The organism is Mycobacterium branderi, assembly GCF_010728725.1.
Lineage (GTDB): Bacteria > Actinomycetota > Actinomycetes > Mycobacteriales > Mycobacteriaceae > Mycobacterium > Mycobacterium branderi.
Map to the genome: position 1 here is coordinate 158,519 of NZ_AP022607.1, position 16,574 is coordinate 175,092.

The 16,574-nt window shown below is 65.8% G+C and carries 17 protein-coding genes; 6 read left to right on the top strand and 11 right to left on the bottom strand.

The window, feature by feature from the left end; genetic code table 11:
• Positions 1-43: 43 nt before the first annotated feature.
• The 5 genes from G6N47_RS25675 to G6N47_RS25695 all read left to right on the top strand — a co-directional run bounded on the left by G6N47_RS25675 (position 44) and on the right by G6N47_RS25695 (position 5,088).
• Positions 44-1,507, top strand: coding sequence for an aldehyde dehydrogenase family protein (locus G6N47_RS25675; RefSeq protein WP_083134280.1), 1,464 nt, complete (start codon positions 44-46; stop codon positions 1,505-1,507).
• 54 nt (positions 1,508-1,561) lie between these two features.
• A complete protein-coding gene (locus G6N47_RS25680) occupies positions 1,562-2,413 on the top strand; it encodes a mycofactocin-coupled SDR family oxidoreductase (RefSeq protein ID WP_083134281.1) in 852 nt (283 codons plus the stop codon).
• 21 nt (positions 2,414-2,434) lie between these two features.
• Positions 2,435-3,679, top strand: coding sequence for a cytochrome P450 (locus G6N47_RS25685; RefSeq protein ID WP_083134282.1), 1,245 nt, complete (start codon positions 2,435-2,437; stop codon positions 3,677-3,679).
• 282 nt (positions 3,680-3,961) lie between these two features.
• Positions 3,962-4,501 carry a hypothetical protein gene (locus tag G6N47_RS25690; RefSeq protein ID WP_083134283.1) on the top strand — a complete coding sequence of 180 codons (540 nt, stop codon included), beginning with the start codon at positions 3,962-3,964 and terminating at the stop codon, positions 4,499-4,501.
• The gene (locus G6N47_RS25695) at positions 4,498-5,088 is read left to right on the top strand and encodes an RES domain-containing protein (protein WP_083134284.1); all 591 of its coding nucleotides are present in this window, start codon (positions 4,498-4,500) and stop codon (positions 5,086-5,088) included. The genes G6N47_RS25690 and G6N47_RS25695 overlap by 4 nt, the downstream gene beginning before the upstream one ends.
• Before the next feature lie 49 nt (positions 5,089-5,137).
• Here G6N47_RS25695 and G6N47_RS30100 read toward each other — a convergent pair whose 3' ends face one another.
• The 6 genes from G6N47_RS30100 to G6N47_RS25720 form a co-directional block, all read right to left on the bottom strand.
• Positions 5,138-5,263: a hypothetical protein gene (locus tag G6N47_RS30100; protein WP_264007132.1), complete on the bottom strand. Its 126-nt coding sequence runs from the start codon at positions 5,261-5,263 to the stop codon at positions 5,138-5,140.
• Entirely contained in the window at positions 5,260-6,195 is a 936-nt protein-coding gene (locus G6N47_RS25700; protein ID WP_163659868.1) for a phosphotransferase, read from the bottom strand. Before G6N47_RS25700 ends, G6N47_RS30100 begins: the two co-directional genes overlap by 4 nt.
• Before the next feature lie 19 nt (positions 6,196-6,214).
• Positions 6,215-6,586 carry a hypothetical protein gene (locus G6N47_RS25705; RefSeq protein ID WP_139799711.1) on the bottom strand — a complete coding sequence of 124 codons (372 nt, stop codon included), beginning with the start codon at positions 6,584-6,586 and terminating at the stop codon, positions 6,215-6,217.
• 91 nt (positions 6,587-6,677) lie between these two features.
• On the bottom strand, positions 6,678-7,445 hold the full coding sequence (locus G6N47_RS25710; RefSeq protein WP_083134287.1) for an SDR family NAD(P)-dependent oxidoreductase: 768 nt from the start codon (positions 7,443-7,445) through the stop codon (positions 6,678-6,680).
• Between the two features lie 170 nt (positions 7,446-7,615).
• Positions 7,616-9,163: a class I adenylate-forming enzyme family protein gene (locus G6N47_RS25715; protein WP_083134288.1), complete on the bottom strand. Its 1,548-nt coding sequence runs from the start codon at positions 9,161-9,163 to the stop codon at positions 7,616-7,618.
• 30 nt (positions 9,164-9,193) lie between these two features.
• Positions 9,194-10,189: an NAD(P)H-dependent flavin oxidoreductase gene (locus tag G6N47_RS25720; protein ID WP_083134289.1), complete on the bottom strand. Its 996-nt coding sequence runs from the start codon at positions 10,187-10,189 to the stop codon at positions 9,194-9,196.
• 232 nt (positions 10,190-10,421) lie between these two features.
• On the opposite strand from G6N47_RS25720, the gene G6N47_RS25725 reads away from it, so the two are divergent.
• Complete coding sequence (locus G6N47_RS25725; RefSeq protein WP_083134290.1) at positions 10,422-11,060, top strand: TetR/AcrR family transcriptional regulator; 639 nt, start codon at positions 10,422-10,424, stop codon at positions 11,058-11,060.
• On the opposite strand, the gene G6N47_RS25730 is transcribed toward G6N47_RS25725, so the two are convergent.
• The 5 genes from G6N47_RS25730 to G6N47_RS25750 are packed head-to-tail and all read right to left on the bottom strand — an operon-like array spanning position 11,061 to position 16,551.
• Positions 11,061-12,179: an acyl-CoA dehydrogenase family protein gene (locus tag G6N47_RS25730; protein WP_083134291.1), complete on the bottom strand. Its 1,119-nt coding sequence runs from the start codon at positions 12,177-12,179 to the stop codon at positions 11,061-11,063. It abuts the gene before it with no gap.
• A gap of 15 nt (positions 12,180-12,194) precedes the next feature.
• Complete coding sequence (locus tag G6N47_RS25735; protein ID WP_083134292.1) at positions 12,195-13,007, bottom strand: enoyl-CoA hydratase/isomerase family protein; 813 nt, start codon at positions 13,005-13,007, stop codon at positions 12,195-12,197.
• The gene (locus G6N47_RS25740; protein WP_083134293.1) at positions 13,000-14,286 is read right to left on the bottom strand and encodes an FAS1-like dehydratase domain-containing protein; all 1,287 of its coding nucleotides are present in this window, start codon (positions 14,284-14,286) and stop codon (positions 13,000-13,002) included. Before G6N47_RS25740 ends, G6N47_RS25735 begins: the two co-directional genes overlap by 8 nt.
• Before the next feature lie 52 nt (positions 14,287-14,338).
• The gene (locus G6N47_RS25745) at positions 14,339-15,493 is read right to left on the bottom strand and encodes an acyl-CoA dehydrogenase family protein (protein ID WP_083134294.1); all 1,155 of its coding nucleotides are present in this window, start codon (positions 15,491-15,493) and stop codon (positions 14,339-14,341) included.
• Positions 15,493-16,551, bottom strand: a complete 1,059-nt coding sequence (locus tag G6N47_RS25750) for an acyl-CoA dehydrogenase (RefSeq protein ID WP_083134295.1) — start codon at positions 16,549-16,551, stop codon at positions 15,493-15,495. Before G6N47_RS25750 ends, G6N47_RS25745 begins: the two co-directional genes overlap by 1 nt.
• Between the last annotated feature and the right edge of the window lie 23 nt (positions 16,552-16,574).

Here is a 16,574-nt window from a genome sequence, read left to right on the forward strand (position 1 = left end):
TGTCTCGTCGAATAGAGCAACGGTCAACGGATCGGACGGGAACGTGCAAGCTACTGTGCCGGACAGCCTTCCCACTCCCCGGCTCATCATCGGTCCGCAGGAGCTCACCTCCGGTAGTGGCGGAAGCTATGAGCACCATGACCCCGCCACCGGAAACGTTCAGGCGGACGTTCCGCTGGCGGGCGCCGCCGACGTCGACGCCGCGGTCGCTGCGGCCCGCACCGCTTTTCCCGCCTGGCGCGACCTCGACCTGAATCGCCGCCGCGACATCCTGCTGGAGATCGCGCGCAAGGTGCTCGCCGACCAAGAACGCCTGGCCGCCATCGCCACCCGCGAGATGGGCATGCCCAACGCACTGGCCGGTACAGCCGCCCACCTGGCCGCCGACTGGTTCACCTACTACGCCGGCTGGATCGGCAAGTGCGGCGGTGATGTCGTTCCGGTACCCGCCGGCGACGCCTTCGATTACGTCAGGGACGAGCCGCTGGGTGTGATCGGCGCAATCATCCCGTGGAATGGGCCGCTGGTCTCGATCGGGATGAAGGTCGCGCCGGCTCTGGCTGCGGGCAACTGTGTGGTGCTCAAGCCGCCGGAGAACGCTCCCTTCACCGCGCTGCGGTTCGCCGAGATCGCCGCGGATGCCGGGCTGCCGCCCGGTGTCTTCAACGTCATCCCCGGCACCGGTGAGGCCGGCGCTGCGCTGTGCGCACACCCCGGCGTCGACAAGATCACCTTCACCGGCGGCGGCGAGACCGCGCGCAAGGTACTGACGGCGGCCGCCCAAGCGCTCACCCCGGTGACCCTGGAGCTGGGCGGCAAATCCGCGAACATCGTGTTCCCCGACGCGGACCTGGATGCCGCGGTGGCGATGGCCATCGGCGCCGGTCTGGTCACGTTGTCGGGCCAGGGCTGCATGCTGCCGACTCGTCTGCTTGTCCACAACGACATCTACGACGACGTGGTGTCGCGGGTGACGGCCGGTGCGCAGCTGCTCACGGTTGGCGATCCCTGGGAGCCGACGACCGTGATGGGCCCGCTGGCCACCGCCGCGCAACTCGAGCGGGTAAGCGCCGCCGTCGATTCCGCCGTTCGCGACGGATCCGGGACATTGCTGGGCGGTGGTGCCCGGCCATCCGGGCTGGGCAGCGGTTACTTCTACTGCCCCACCGTCTTCGGTGATGTCGATCCCGCCAGCGACCTGGCCCAGAAAGAGATTTTCGGCCCCGTCCTGAGCATCTTGCGGTTCGGCTCCGACGACGAGGCGGTGCAACTGGCCAACGACACCCCCTATGGGCTCGCGGCGTATGTCCACACCCGCGATCTGCGCCGCGCGCACGTGTTGGCGGCCGCTCTCGACGCCGGTGGCGTGGCGGTCAATGGATTCCCGATCGTGCCCTCGGGCGCTCCGTTCGGGGGCGTGAAGCAAAGCGGCTTTGGTCGTGAGGGCGGCATCTGGGGGCTGCGCGAGTTCCAGCGCACCAAAAACGTCTACATCGGCCTGCAGTGAGTGTCAGCGAACGGTATTGCAAACGAACGGCATTGGCAGAAGGCAGAGGCCACAATGGGTAAGGTTCAAGACAAGGTCGTCTTCATCACCGGTGCGGGTGTGGGTCAGGGCCGGGCACACGCCGTGCAGCTGGCTCGGGAAGGCGCCGACATCGTCGCCGTTGATGTGTGCCGTCAGCTCAGTGATCGCGTGCGCTACGCATACGCCACCGAAGCCGATTTGGATGAGACACGCAAGCTGGTCGAGAACACCGGTCGTCGCTGCCTGACCGTCATCGCCGACGTCCGCGATGGCGATGCCCTCAAAGATGCTGCGGCACAGGCGGTCAAAGAGTTCGACCGCATTGATGCCGTGTGCGCGAACGCGGGTGTCATCACCTTTCACCCGGAAGGCTCCCTGGGCATCACGTCGGAGATCTACGACTTGGTCATCGACACCAACCTCAAGGGCGTGTGGAACACGATTCAGGCCACCGCGCCCCATCTCATCCAGGCGGGCGGCGGCTCTATCGTGATCACGAGCTCAGCGGCGGGAATACGCGGCCAAGTCCCCTACGCTCATTACGTAGCCGCCAAACACGGCATCGTCGGCCTGATGAAAGCGTTCGCTAACGAGCTTGCACCACACCGTATTCGGGTCAACACCATTCATCCCACAGGTGTAGCCTCGGCGATGGGCGGCGACCCGAGTGTGGCTGAAGTCGCAGCAGCACAACCGCTTTTCATTCAAGGCGCCGCAAACGTGTTGCCCGACCTCGATGCTCCCGCCGATCAGCCGTATGCACCCGTGGCTGTTCTCACTCCCGAAGAGGTCTCCAAGACCGTGCTGTTTTTGATCTCCGATGATGCGCGCTACATCACCGGTGTCCAATTGCCAGTCGACGCCGGCAATGTCAACAAGCCCTGACGTGCACACAGAGAGGCACCGATGACGACCTTCGACGAATGCAAACTAACCGCCTTCGACCACCACTCCGGTGACTACGCGGAGAACTCCCGGTCAATCAATGCCGCCCTTCGCGCACAATGTCCGGTCGCGCATACCGATGCGCACGGCGGCTTTTGGGTGATCACCCGCTACGACGACGTGGTCGCCGCGGCGAAAAACGACGAGGTCTTCGCCTCGGGGCACAGCGTGAACGGAGTCAGTCCGCTCGGTGTCACAATTCCGCCGTCCCCGGTGCCGATGTTTCCCATCGAGATGGATCCCCCGGACTACCTGCCTTATCGCAGGCTGCTCAACCCGTTCTTCTCCCCGGCGGCCAGCAAGGCCTGGGAGCCGCGGGTCACCCGGTGGGTCGACATCTGCTTGGACCAGGTGATCGAAAACGGATCCTTCGACATCGTGCTCGATCTGGCCAATCCGGTTCCTTCGCTGTTCACCTGCGAGTTCCTCGGCCTGCCTGTCGAAGATTGGCGCGACTACGCCGATGTTCAGCATGAAATCATCTACACCCCACCCGAACAGCAGGAGTCCGTCCTTACACGATTCATGGAAGCGGTGGGACGCGTCTACGGAATCATCGTGGAGCGCCGCGCTAAACCGGGGAACGACGGCCTGATCGACACCCTGGTCACCGCCGAGATCGACGGGGAGCCCATCTCCGATGAAATGGTGCTCTCGATGGTGAACCTGGTCATGGCAGGCGGTTTTGACACCACCACTGCGGTCACCGCCAATGCGCTGATATACCTTGCCGATCACCCGGACGCACGCCGGCGGTTGATCGACAACCCGGCCATGATTCCCCAGGCATGTGAGGAGTTCTTGCGCTACTTCACTCCGCAGCAGGGATTGGCTCGCACCGTCACCAAACCGGTGAGCATTCACAATGCCCAACTGCAGCCCAACGACCGGGTGCTACTCAGTTGGGCGTCGGCAAATCAGGATGACACCGTGTTCGAGCGTCCGGACGAAGTGATCCTCGATCGATTTCCCAACCGGCACACGACATTCGGCATTGGCATCCATCGCTGCCTCGGTTCACACATCGCTCGCATTGAGCTGACCACGATGGTGCGCCGCGTGTTGGCGCGCATGCCTGACTATCAGGTCGATCATGATGCGGCGGTGCGCTATCCGAGCATTGGCATCATCAACGGATGGGTCAACGTGCCGGCCACCTTCACGCCCGGTCAAAGGCTCAGCGACGACTTGCTGCCCGGCTCATAACCGGGCGCGAGACAGTCAGACGCCCTTGGGGTCGCAGATCTCGGCGCGGGTTGTCAGCTGCTTCGCCAGCCGTAGCCGCGATCTCGATCAGCCCCCGGTGGTCTCTATGTATTTGCGTCGCACGGGTCTCGCACGAAGGCGCGTACGCGACATGCCATCGCTAGCTCATGTCGGCTTTGCGGCGGCGCTCAGATCTTGGCGACGGACAGGGCGGTTAGGGGGTGTTGACGGTATTGACGCCAAGACCATACTATTGACGGTATTGACGAAAGGAGCCGCACGGTGACCGCCGCGTTGAAGGACGATGACCGGGAGTTCGTGTCGCAGGCGACCCAGGAGTTCAAGCGGGCACTCACGCGCGTTGTGGCCTCGCACGAACGCGCCGGGCGCAGTGCCAACGTCGTGCTGGGCGACCCCCGATCCTTCGCCGAGCGCGCCGTGTACGCCACGGCACCCGAGGCGTCACCGTGGGACGAACTCGTCGGCCCGTTCCTTCGCAGCGACGGGGTCCAGGCCCGGCTGGGTATCAGTCGTCAGGCCGTCGCCGCCAAGGCGGCCCGGCGCCGCCTGTTGCGGACCGTCACCGCTGACGGCGAGCACCTGTATCCCCTGTGGCAATTCGCCGGTGACCAGCTCGTCGATGGGCTCGCCGAGGTGTTCTCGTTGTTCCCCGAGTCGTCGGTGGACGGGTGGACTCTGGCGGCGTGGCTCCGCACCCCGGACCCCGACCTCGGAGAGCCGCCGCTTGACGCCTTGGCTCGCGGTGAACGAGAGAGAGTTCGGACGGTGGCTCGCTCTGCGGCACGGTCCCTTAGCGCGTGACTCCGGCACGCACCCTGGGCGAGCCGGGTGATCTCACCGGTTTCCCGGCCAGCGCGCCACCAAAGCAACTTCTGCGGGTGTGCCGCTCCGGGCACGGCACGTGGTGGTTCTCGGCCGACGGATCCGGACGGTTCGATCTTCACCCGCCCGAAGGCACCTGCTACCTCGCTACTGACGCTTTCGCGGCCATCCGGGAGGCCACCCGCCTGGGACCGGTCTCCACGGCCTGGGTGGCAGACCGGGAACTGCGCCAGGTCTTTCCACCCGATCGCCAGGCACGTTTGGCGGCTACGACCCGCCAGGCTGCCGGTCGCTACGGGGTGACCACCGAACTGGCGACGGTGATTCCCTACGACCTGTCCCGCCGCTGGGCAACCGCGTTCCGTGCCCACCGCTTCGATGGCATTCGCCACCAGCTACGCCATGACCAACGGGCCCGACCGTCCGGAATCGCGCTGTTCGGGCCCGCAGGCACCGCTCAGCTCGACGACGGCATCCGATCGCCTCTGACCCCCGCCGACATCGAGGCCGCCGGTGTGGGTGTTTTGCCGCCACCCCATTCGACGGTGCTGACCGTCGTGCTGTAATGGGCGCTCGGCGTCGCGCGTTGCGAAATCGGCACTATCACGTTCCCCATCAATCGAAGCTGCCCAGTGTATCCAGCTCTTCCATCGCCGAGGTGAACCGGGCACCCATGGACACCGCGAACCGATCCGGCTGCATCTCCACAGGCGTGAGGATGTTGAGGTAGCCGTGCATCATGTGGCGCGATGGGCAAGGAACGCATCCTGCAGGGTTGGGATCTCGTCGGCGCCGTTTCGGCGAAGCTCGTCGAGGTACAGCGACAGCAGGTCGCGTTCGAACCTGCTGCGCTCCTTGGGATTCATGGCCCCGGTCATGAAATAGGTGACATCCCAGATGTAGGGTCCTCGGCCCATCGCCTGAAAGTCGCAGAAGCCGAGCTTGCCGGCCGGGTCCCGAAAAGTGTTGCCTAAGTGGGCATCACCATGCACGAAGGCCGTCGGCAGCGCCCGATCGGATTCGAACATCGCCTGCAGCGCCGCCTCGATCCGCTGTCGGTCACGCAGTGGCCCGCTCAAGAAGCGGGCCCGCTCGCGGTTGATGTAGTCGTCGAAATGATCCGGCTGCACCAAGAATTGCATCAGCGCAGCCACGGAGGTCACGTCGCTGATCCAGTCGAACCGCTCCAGCCCGTGACCCCGCCAGAACCGGCCCTGGATGGCGGCCAGCTGCCGCACTCCGTCGGCGACCGTGTCGACGTCCAGCGGCTGCTCGCAGTCGCCGAACCGAACACCGCGAAGACCCAGATCCTCGAGAAGGACGATCGCCTGACCCTGTTCGTCGACACCGGCGAAGTACGCGCGTGGTTGCCTCACCGCGTCGGAAAGCTTGTCCGCCAGATGGTGGAAATAGTGAGCTTCGGCCGCGAATGCAGCCGCAGACGTGAAGTCGTGGTCGATGAAATCGCCTTTCATATACATCAATTGCGGCAAGCCATGGGGATTGTCGGCGAAGTCGAGACGCAGCCGCAGACTACTCGCCGAACCTTGGCGGAGATCGGCGAGCGTCACCCCACCAACGCGTGTGCCTGGATATCGGGCGCTCAATGCAGCCGTCAGGAACGACGCATCAATTTCCTCCAGCTTCCCGGGGAGGACCGCTTTTTCGTCCATATCGGTCATGGTGCGCCGATCACCGACTGCTTGTCAGTCCGCGGACCGCGACCATCGCACCGAGGACCGCGTACAGCGCGGCCCCGACCAGCCCGGTCAACAAGTTCCGTGTGGGAACGCGGTCACGACTCAGCACCGCCGCAACCGCGTCGACGATATCGGCGAGGATGCCCGCACGCAGCCACGCCGAACCGGGCTGCGGATCGGCTGCCAACCCCAGACCCAGCCCGATGTCACGACCACCCACGCTGCGCAGCAGCGCCGAAGTGGATGCCGGATGCTGCGCGCTACCGAACCATAATTCGCCGGGCTTGTGCGGCGCAACAGCCAGCCACAGCCCCAAAGCCGCCCGAGTAACACCGAACCAGCGCAGGAAGGTCGTACTGTTCACGGTGAACCATCCTTCTCCCCGTGCAGCAGCCTTTGCAGTCTTTCTGCTGCCCCGAAACGCAAACCCCGTTCCGCTGGGCGGACTAGCGCCGTCACTTCGCCGTAAAGCCACTGTCGAACGGGATGACCGCACCGGTGAGCGATCGGCCGTTGGGCCCCACGACCGTCAGCAGAAACTGCGCGACCTCCGCGACGTTGGCCGGCCGGCTCAGCAGCGGGCCGCCGGACAGTTGCACGGCCTGGTGCAATTGCGCCAGCTGATCGTCGGTGAGGTTGCCGTACTCGACGGGCTGCATCCCGCCCGGGCACACGCAGTTGGCCCGTATACCGTACGGCGCGTAGTCCACGGCGATCGTCCGGGTCATCGACACCAGCCCGCCCTTGGCCGCCGCATAGGCGCTGCTGCCCTTGAAACCGACCAACGCCACCATCGAGCCGATATTCACGATGGCCCCGTCGCGGCGCTCCATCATCGACGGCAGCACAGCCCTGGTGAACAGGAACGGGCCGGTGAGATCGACGGCCAGAAAACGGTCCCACTCGTCGAAGGGCGTCTCATGCAACGGATATGGCGTCGCATGCAGCCCGGCGTTATTGACCAAAATGTCGATGCCGCCGAAGACCTGTACCGACTCCTCGGCGGCGCGTGTTGCGGTCTCGGGCCGCGCGACATCGCCAGCCACGACCAGCGACCGCCCGCCCTCGGAGTCGACGACAGCGGCCACCTCCTCGAGCTTTTCCGCCCGCCGGCCAACCAGTGTGACTGCGGCACCTTCGCGTGCGAAGAGCTTCGCGGTGGCCGCCCCCAAACCCGTGCCGGCACCGGTGATCACCGCAACCTTATCGCCAAGTTGCGCCATCACCGCGGCCCGATGGGATCGACGACCGCGCGGACCTGTTCAACGCGTTTCACGAGCACTCCCTACCGAAGACGCTCCGATGCTAGGAGCTGGAGCGATCTCGCTTCAATGCCGGATATGCGCCAGGGCTGAAAAGCGGAATCTCACCGCGCCAAGGATCGAGCTGCGCTTTACCTGCGCCGCAGGTCAGTTCGGCGCGGTGTGGGGCGTCTTAGCTGTGTGCGGGCAACTTTGCCCATCGCGTTGCGCGGCAGCACAGCGCCGACGAACTCATCCGGCACCTTGTTGTGAGACAGCACATGACGAGCGCGCTCGCGCAGCTGTGCGGCATCCACGGTTGCGCCGGAAACCGGTTCGACGAATGCGACGATCCGCTGCCCTAGCCGCGCATCGGGCTCACCGATCACCGCGATGTCGCGCACACCCGGCAGCTGACCGAGGACACTTTCCAGCTCTGCTGCGTTGATGTTGACTCCGCCACGGACAATGACGTCGGCTGTGCGCCCGCTGACGTGGACGGTGCCGTCGGCGTCCACCCAGCCGTAATCGCCGGTGCGGAAGCACTTTTCGTCGCGTCCTCGGGGTATGAGCCCCCGCTCGGTCCATGTGCCGAGGGCCGGGCGATATATTCCGGCCCAGGCGCCGCTATCAGCCGCACAGACCACCAGTTCGCCTTCCTGCCCCGCCGGCAGCCGCACGTACTGTTCGTCGTATGCACGGACTGCCAAGTGGGGCAACGCTTTGCCGCAACCGCCAGGAATGTGCGGCAGGGCGGGGTCTTCGATGCAGACGACCCCCGGCGCTTCGGTCATTCCGTAGGTGCCGATCACCCGCACACCGAACTTCGCCTCGAACGCCGACCGCAGGTCCTCGGAAAGCCCGGCGGCGCCGGTTCCCGCGACCCGCAGCGACGCCAGCGCCTCCGGCGCAATCGTGTTGTCGTGCACCAGGTCATAGATCGTGGCAGGAACGAGCGCGTTGACCATGGTCAGCCGGCGCTCACGGCATGCCGCGGCCACTCCGGCGGCATTCATGCGTGTCACCGCCACACATGTCGCGCCGGCGAACAACGCCGGCAGGGCCCCCACTGCCATCAGGTTGTGAATGCTCATCGGCAGGATGACCCCCACCCGATCGTCCGCCCGCAGTTGAACCCTGGCCAGGGTGGCCGCGATCAGCGACACCCCGGCGCGGCTGTGCACCAGAGCTTTCGGGGTACCGGTGGTCCCGCTCGAAAAGCCGATCGCGCAGGCTGTTTCCGGCTCAGGGGGCGCTGCGTCATAGGAGTGGGCCCGGTCCGCGAACAGCGCCGCCAACTCGACCGTGCGGCCACCCAGTGGCGACGACGATGCGGTGTCGGTGACGATCAAGGTTGGTGTCACGAGCGCCAACTGACGATCGCGTTCGGCTTGCGGCGCAGCCGGATTGATGCCGACCCAGATCGCACCGATCAATGCGCAGGCAAGGTAGAGCTCCACCGCTGCGGCGGAGTTCGACACCATGATCGCCACCCGATCGCCCGGCGAGATCCCGTGAAGTGCGAGCGCAGCGGCGAGCGATCGAACCGACGCCCCCAGATCGGGGTAGCCCACCGATCGCTGCGCGTCCTCCAGCGCGACACCGGCGCCGCCGTGCCAATCCAGCACCCCGAGAATGTCGGGTAACACCACGGCGCGCCCACCGCCTTCGATTCGGACGCTGCTTTCCGGCAAATGCATCGGCTGTGATCCTGGCCCCGGTAGGCAAACTCAGGCCTGTAGAACTTCGTCGACGATTCGCGCCGCGTCGGCCATGTCGGGGGTTTCGCATGCCTCCACGTATTCGCGGCGAAGCCGCCTGACGAGTTCGGCCACCGGGGGAACGTCGTCGATGAGGTCGATGCCCTGCCCCGCCGACCAGAGGTTCTTCCACGGTTTCACGCCGTCGGGCAAGTGCGAGTAGCTCATCTTGGCGCCCGGTTCGGGAAGATTGGCCGGGTCCAGACCCACCGCCAGCATCGACTCGGTCATCCAGTTAGCCGCCACCCCGGCGATGGCGGGGGTGTACATCAAATCCGCCGACGATCCACGCACAAGCATCGCCTTGTACTCATCGTGCGCACGGGATTCCTGAGTGGCGATGAATCGTGTTCCCAGATAAGACAAGTCGGCGCCGAGGATCTCCGCCGCCCGGATCGCCGCACCGTCGGACACCGCGCCGGCCAGCACGATGACACCGTCGAAGATGCTGCGGATCTTGGGGATCAGCACGAGATGGCTGATCGTCCCCGAGTGCCCGCCGCCGCCGGCGCCGATGCAGGTCAGTCCGTCGACTCCTGCCGCGATGGCTTTCTCGGCGAATCGCATCGTGGTGACGTCGTGGAATATGACACCGCCCCAGTCATGCACCCGCCGCGCCAGTTCCGCGGGGTTGCCCTGGGCCGAGATGATGATCTCGACGCCGTAGCGCGCACACAGCGCCAGGTTGGCCGCTAACTCGCCGGCGCCGAAGTTGGTGGCCAGGTTGACCGCGATCGGTCCGACGCGGGCAGCGGGATGCGCTTCGGTGTAGGCGTCGAGGTCGCTGCGGATCGCCCGCAACCAGGTCTCGAATACGTCGATGTTGCGGGCATTTTGGCGCGGTAAGGCGCCGACGATGCCGGCCTTGCATGCCGCAGCGACCAGTTCGGGGCCGCTCACCAGGAACATGGGCGCACAGATGGCGGGCAGTGTCAGCTTCCGCCGCCACTTGATGTCGAGGGCCACCAGATCAACTCCAGAATCGTCGTGGTCGGCGCCGCTACGGCCTTTGCGGTTACGGTATCGGCGGTATTGGAGGTTCAGCCAGTGACCTTGCTGAAAACGACACTTCCGATCGTGGGCCCGATTGTGCGCCGCCGATCGCCGGGGTCTGGGCCGACGTCGGCGGCATCAGGCGTGTTCTTGGTGTGACGGCGACTACCCTGAGAGCCGGGATTGGCCAGATTGGAGGAGCACGATGGCGTCGGCGATCGGCTCTGAGCCGCGATCCGGGAACGGCCCGGAGCACGCACAGAAAGCCGAGTCCGAGCGCAACAAATTGTTGAACGCGGCTATGCAGGTGCTCCAGCGCAGCGGCTGGTGGGGGTTCAAAGTCGAAAGCGTGCTGCGGCAAGCGGGCCTGTCGACGCGCAGCTTTTATCGGCACTTCGAAAAGAAAAGCGACCTTTTGCTGGCGTTGCTCGAAGTCGAACTGGGCGGCGCCGCGGTCGGTTTACGCCGGCAGACTGCCGCTGCCGACACTCCTTCGGACAAGGTTCGTGCCTTCGTGGCGGCGATTATCGACATGGCTTACCGCGAGGACCTGGCCAAGCCGTCGTCGCTGTTCGCCTCGCACTGGCGTGAACTTCTACCGGAGTATCCAGAAGCGATCGACCGGTGCATCGAACGCATGATGGCCCCCCTGGTGGAGGCCATCACCGAGGGGCGGGCTCGTGGCGAGCTGCAGTCCGACGACCCGGTCGCCGATGCCCGGGCCATCTTCTTTCTGGTATCGAGCATGACGGCCGATCAGGCCACCCTCGGCGGCGCCACCCCCAGGGCGGAGATCGAACACATTGTGCTGCCGTTTATCAGCCGCGCGATCGGCCTGCGCTGATCAGATCCCGACCAGCTCGGCCAACCGTTCCCGCTGCCAGGCCGGGTCACCGAAGATGATTTCGGATGTCTTGGCGCGCTTGAAATACAGATGGGCCGGATGCTCCCAGGTGAATCCGATACCGCCGTGGATCTGGATGTTCTCCCCCGCCACCCTGGTGTAGGCCGCCGAGCAGTGCGCCTTGGCCACCGCCGCGGCGATCAACGGGTTGTCGCTGTCGTCATCGAGCACGCCGGCCGCCCAGTAGGCCGCCGAACGGGCCGATTCCACGTCGAGCAGCATGTCGGCGCACTTGTGTTTGATCGCCTGGAAACTGCCGATCGGCCGGCCGAACTGCACCCGGACCTTCGCGTACTCGACGGCCATGTCCAGGCATTTTTGCGCCCCGCCGACCTGCTCGGCGGCCAGCATGATCGCGGCGGTGGCCACGGCCCGCTCGGCCACGGCGGCGGCGTCGGCCTCGTCGCTCAACGGGCGCGCCGGCGCGGCGTCAAACTCGACGCGCGCCTGCGGCCGGGTCAGATCCAGCGTGCTCAGGGCCGTAACGGTCACCTCGGGGCGGTTCGCGTCGACCACGTACAGACCGATGGACCCGAGCGGGGAGCGCGCCGACACGACGAAGATGTCGGCGTGCTGGCCGTCGACGACATACATCTTGGTCCCCGTCAGTCGCACCTGCCCGCCGGCTGCTGGTTCGGCACTGGCTTGGGCCGTGGCGGGGTCCCAGCTGGCGGAAGCCTCGGCCAGGGCCAGCGTGCCGATCCGTTCACCGCCGGCCAGCGCGGGCAGGTAGTCCGATTTGAGCTGTTCATCGCAGGAAAGCATGATCGCGCCGGCCGCGGCGACCGTCGAGAGCAGCGGCGCCACCAGCAGGGCGGCACCGGTGCGCTCGGCCACCAAGGCGAAGTCGAGGAAGCCGGATCCAGCGCCGCCGTACTCCTCGCCAACGATGAGGCCGGTCAGTCCCAGTTGTCCGGCCAGCTGCGACCATACCGCCGGATCCGCTGCGCCGCCCTGCTCCATCAACCGGCGCACTTCGGTTTCGGGGGAACGCTTTTCCAGGAACGCCGCGACCGAACTGGCCAGCTCGTGTTGTTCTTCGGTGAGGGTGAAAGTCATTGTTTCTCCATGCGGTCAGCTGCCGCTGAAAACCGGTTCGCGTCGCTGCGCGAACGCCCGCAGGCCCTCCTTGAAATCAGCGCTGCGCACGGTGGCCTCCACCGATTTCACCTCCTGCGACAACGCCACATCCAGTCCACCGACCGCCGGGTTGTTCAGTAGCACCTTGGTGTGCCCGAGCGAATACGTTGGGCCGGCCGCCAATTCGGCCGCAAGGGCGCTGGCCGCGCGCTCGACAGAATCCGGTGTGACTACGTCGTCGATCAATCCCCACTGCGCGGCGGTGGCCGCGTCCAGCGGTGTTCCGCGTAACAGCATCTGGCGGGCACGACGCAGGCCGACCAGCCGGGGCAGCAGAAACGACCCACCGCTGTCGACGGAAAAGCCCCGCTTGCAAAACAGTTCGACAAAGGTGGCATTGCTGCACGCAACCACGAAATCACAGACCACCGCCAGGTGCAGTCCCAGCCCGATGGCTTTGCCCTGCACCGCGGCGACGGTGGGCACCGGGCAATTCCACACTGCGGAGATGAGGCCGTGCGCTCCGGCAGCCAGGCCGCGGGTCAGATGCCCGGTGCGGGGCTTGCCGTTATCCTCGTTGGCGGCAACCAGATCGGCTCCCGCGCAGAAGTTGGCGCCTTCGGCGCGGATGAGTATTGCCCGCACCTCGCCGCCACCGTCGACGGCTTCGACCTTCTCGCGCAGAGCCACACAGTCCTGTTGGCGCAACGCATTTGCCTTATCAGGCCGGTTGAGGGTCAGCGTCAGCACCGAACCGGTAAGCACCGCTACGATCCCGGCGTCTGCGGTGGGTGCGGGGTCAGTCATTTTTGGTGTCCTTGAGCAGTTCGCCGTGCCGCTCGAAGATGCGCAGGGCGTCGCGTTGCAGATCGCAGGGGACTTGGGGCAGCAGCGCCGCACCATGTTCGCGGCTGGGCAGGCTGATCGTGGCGTCGGCTTGCGCGGTGGTCTCGCCACGCTGGTTGCGCACCTCTACCGCGAGGTCGACCAGCATCATGCCGTCCTCCCGGCGTTTGCCGTCGACTTTGCCGGTCAGGTACTGAATGTCGCCTTCGTAGTTGAACTTGCGGATCTCGTCGTGTTGGCGCACCACGAACGCGGAGTCGCCCATCCAGTCGGTGAGGAAATGGTGGATCCAGCATTCCCGCAGTACCCCATAGTCGTACGCGCGGGGATTGCCGATTGCCTTGGCCCACTCGGAATCCCAGTGCACACGCTGAGCAACATCGGGCACGCCGTAGGCGTTGTCGATGTAGAAGGGGGCGATCCGCTGACGGTTCTTCCAGGCCAGTCGTCCTGTCTTTAGCCCATACGGCACGAAGCCGTAGCCGCCCGCGTGGAAGACGATGATGTCGGTCGTGGTGAGCGGGCCCTTGGCCATGGTGCCCATGTCCTCGCCGACCACCACGTCTTCCCAATAGCGGGGCTCGGCACCGCGAACCTTCTCGGCGGCGTAGATCTCGTCGAGCGCCGCGATGTCGGCCTTGGAGTAGGACGGGTCTTCGATCGTGCTGTATTTGCCTCGTTCACGGGCCTTTTTGCGTTCGGTGTAGATGACCAGGGTGCGATACACGCCGACGACTTCGCCGTGCTGGTTGAGCTTGACGTCGCGCAGCACCCGGATCAGTGAGCGCCCGGCGAACTCCGAGGGTTTTTCCTCCACCGATTCCAGCCCGGAGAAGCTGTAGAGAGTGTCGCCGCTGTAGATGGGGCGGTACCACTCCCAGGTGCCCCCGGAGACGAAGGCGTGGATTCCGCGGTAGCTTCCGCCGCGCAGCTCCTTGGGCAGCTTGTCGCCGCGCAGCGGGGCGTTGAGCACGGCGGCCATGATCTGTGGGGCGATCTGGCCGCCCCATCGGGTGGTTTGGCCGTAGCCGGGATCGGTGTAGAGCGGGTTGTCGTCGCCGTATCCGTTGGCGAAGTTGCGAATGGCTTCGGGCGTGGCGGTGGAAAGCAGCTCCTGGCTACCAGATGCCGCCCACACACGCAGCGCGGCACGGTCTTTGGCGATATCGGCGTCGTCGATTTCGGCGGCCGTCGCTTCCCGGAAGCGGTCTTCGGTGTCGCTGTTGGCCGTCTGGGTCATGAGCGCTCCTCGTCGTCAGGATGGTGGTCGCGGTTATGGGTTGGTGACCGGGTCAGGGGCTGGCGCCGGCGAGGTCGTCGCGTGGCAACCCGAGGACCTGTTCGGCGATCGTATTGCGCTGGATTTCGGCGGTTCCGGCGCCGATGGTGGAGGCCCGGGTCGCCAGCCACCCGGTGACCCACCGGCCGCGCTGCACCGCATGGGAATCATCGGGCGCGAGGACTGCGGGCGCGCCGATGAGGTCGACCGCCAGTTCGTGGAGCCGCTTTTCGAACTCCGCTAACATCAGCCGCCCGATCGAGGACACCGGTCCGGGGTCCGAGCCGGCCAGCACCGTGCTCAGCGTGCGGGTGTTGTTCAGGATGATCAGGCGCACATCGATCTCGATCGAGGCCAGTAGCTGTCGCACTCGCGGATCGTTGGTGCGGCCCAGCTCCGCGGCCAAGGTGTGCAATTCGTCGACGATCCGGCGATAGCGCATCCCTTGTGCCACACCGGCCGTGGAGCGTTCGTGACCCATACTCGTGCGAGCGATCTTCCAGCCCTCGTTCTCTTCGCCCACCCTGTTGGAGACGGGGACACGCACCTCGTCGAGGAAGATTTCGCAGAACGACGAGCCGCCAGTCATGTCTCGCAGCGGGCGCACCGTGACACCCGGTGACGCCATGTCGATCAACAGGTAGCTGATCCCGTGCTGGCGCGACTCCCGTGGACCGGTCCGCACCAAGGCAAACAGCCAATCGGCGTTGCGGGCGTTGGTGGTCCAGATCTTCTGTCCGGACACGATGTAGTCGGCGCCGTCCCGCTCGGCGCGGGTGCGCAAACTGGGTAGGTCCGAACCCGCCTCCGGCTCGGAAAAGCCTTGCACCCAGATGATGTCGCCACGCAAGCCGGGGCGCAGGAACTGTTGGCGTTGTTCGTCGGTGCCGTGCTTGATGATGGTCGGCCCGACCACGAAGATGCCCGGGCCCGGGTGGCCGGGCCGGCGCACCTTGGCGAACTCCTCGTGATAGATCACCTGCTCGGCCAGCGGCAGATCCATGCCACCCCACCGACTGGGCCATGACGGCGCCGCGAATCCCTCATCCACGAGCAACGCCGCCCATCGGCGCTGCCAGCCAAGTCGCTCTGTCGGGTCTTTCGGGGCAGGACCGGGATCGTTGGCCCGCAGGAAGGCCCGGACTCGTTCCCGGAACACCGACGACATCACGCCGCCCCTGAGGTAGCCGAAACACAGTGCAAGGAAATGGCTTCGGCGTTATTTACCAGTGCGCGGGTGGCCAGTGCGCGGCGCAGGTGCAGGTGCACGCTGATCTCCCAGGAATACCCCATCGCGCCGTGCAGGTGAATCGCGTCCTCGAACAGCTTGATCGCAGAGCGCGGCACCCATCGCGCGGCCGAGGCCACCGCCGCCGACGCTTCACCATCCGGGTTCGCGCACTGCAGGGCGGCGAACTGCACGGCCGCTCGTGCCTGCTCGGTTGCCGCATACATGTCGGCCAGCTTGTGCTTGACGGCTTGGAAACTGCCGATGGCGCGGCCGAACTGCTCGCGCGTCTTGACGTAGTCGAGGGTGTCGGCGAGCACTTTGTGCATGCCGCCCACCAGCTCGGCGACGGTCAGCACTGTCAGTTCACGGCGGATCCGGTCTGCGGATGGGTTGCTGAGCCGCAACACGTCGAGCGGCTTCACAGCGCCCAGGTTGATCACCGCGGTGGGTCGGCTGGGATCCACGACCGTTCGGTCGATCGGCGGGCCAAGCCCGGCTCGGTCGATGACGACGATTGCCGACTCGGCGGTGTCAAGGTCTCGAGCCGGCAGTGCGACGGCATCGGTGACACCGTCGTCGGGAACCGTCGCCTGCCCGCTGACCTCACCGGCGCCGGACAGCTCGACGGTGTCGAACCCGCACAACGCGACGATGCGGGCACCGCTGCACAGATCGTCGAGAAGCTGCGCTGCTTGCGGGTGAGAGCTCCAGGCATCAGCAAGGACTACGGCGGCAACCGCAGGTTCGGGCAGCAGAACGGCGCCGATTTTCTCGGCGACCGCGGTGGCCTCCAGCAGCCCGGCGCCGATACCGTCGGGCCCTGCGAGACGCAGGACGGGTAATCCCATCTCACACAAGGCGGCCCAGCGTCGGCGATCGGCTGTCGTCGAAGTCGCCGCAGCTTCGGCGATAGCCCGGGCATCACCGCGCCGCTCGAAGAAATCGGCAATGGAGTCGACAAGGCCAAGCGCGTCGTCGTCCATTGCGAAGTTCACGTCGGCGTCCTCATCGTGAGAGC

What these genes read in the sequence shown, in the direction of transcription:
- G6N47_RS25680 (WP_083134281.1), top strand. Translation starts at nt 1,562, where the DNA reads ATGGGTAAGGTTCAAGACAAGGTCGTCTTCATCACCGGTGCGGGTGTG.
- G6N47_RS25685 (WP_083134282.1), top strand. Translation starts at nt 2,435, where the DNA reads ATGACGACCTTCGACGAATGCAAACTAACCGCCTTCGACCACCACTCC.
- G6N47_RS30100 (WP_264007132.1), bottom strand. Translation starts at nt 5,263, where the DNA reads ATGATGCACGGCTACCTCAACATCCTCACGCCTGTGGAGATGCAGCCG.
- G6N47_RS25700 (WP_163659868.1), bottom strand. Translation starts at nt 6,195, where the DNA reads ATGGACGAAAAAGCGGTCCTCCCCGGGAAGCTGGAGGAAATTGATGCG.
- G6N47_RS25710 (WP_083134287.1), bottom strand. Translation starts at nt 7,445, where the DNA reads ATGGCGCAACTTGGCGATAAGGTTGCGGTGATCACCGGTGCCGGCACG.
- G6N47_RS25715 (WP_083134288.1), bottom strand. Translation starts at nt 9,163, where the DNA reads ATGCATTTGCCGGAAAGCAGCGTCCGAATCGAAGGCGGTGGGCGCGCC.
- G6N47_RS25725 (WP_083134290.1), top strand. Translation starts at nt 10,422, where the DNA reads ATGGCGTCGGCGATCGGCTCTGAGCCGCGATCCGGGAACGGCCCGGAG.
- G6N47_RS25730 (WP_083134291.1), bottom strand. Translation starts at nt 12,179, where the DNA reads ATGACTTTCACCCTCACCGAAGAACAACACGAGCTGGCCAGTTCGGTC.
- G6N47_RS25735 (WP_083134292.1), bottom strand. Translation starts at nt 13,007, where the DNA reads ATGACTGACCCCGCACCCACCGCAGACGCCGGGATCGTAGCGGTGCTT.
- G6N47_RS25740 (WP_083134293.1), bottom strand. Translation starts at nt 14,286, where the DNA reads ATGACCCAGACGGCCAACAGCGACACCGAAGACCGCTTCCGGGAAGCG.
- G6N47_RS25745 (WP_083134294.1), bottom strand. Translation starts at nt 15,493, where the DNA reads ATGTCGTCGGTGTTCCGGGAACGAGTCCGGGCCTTCCTGCGGGCCAAC.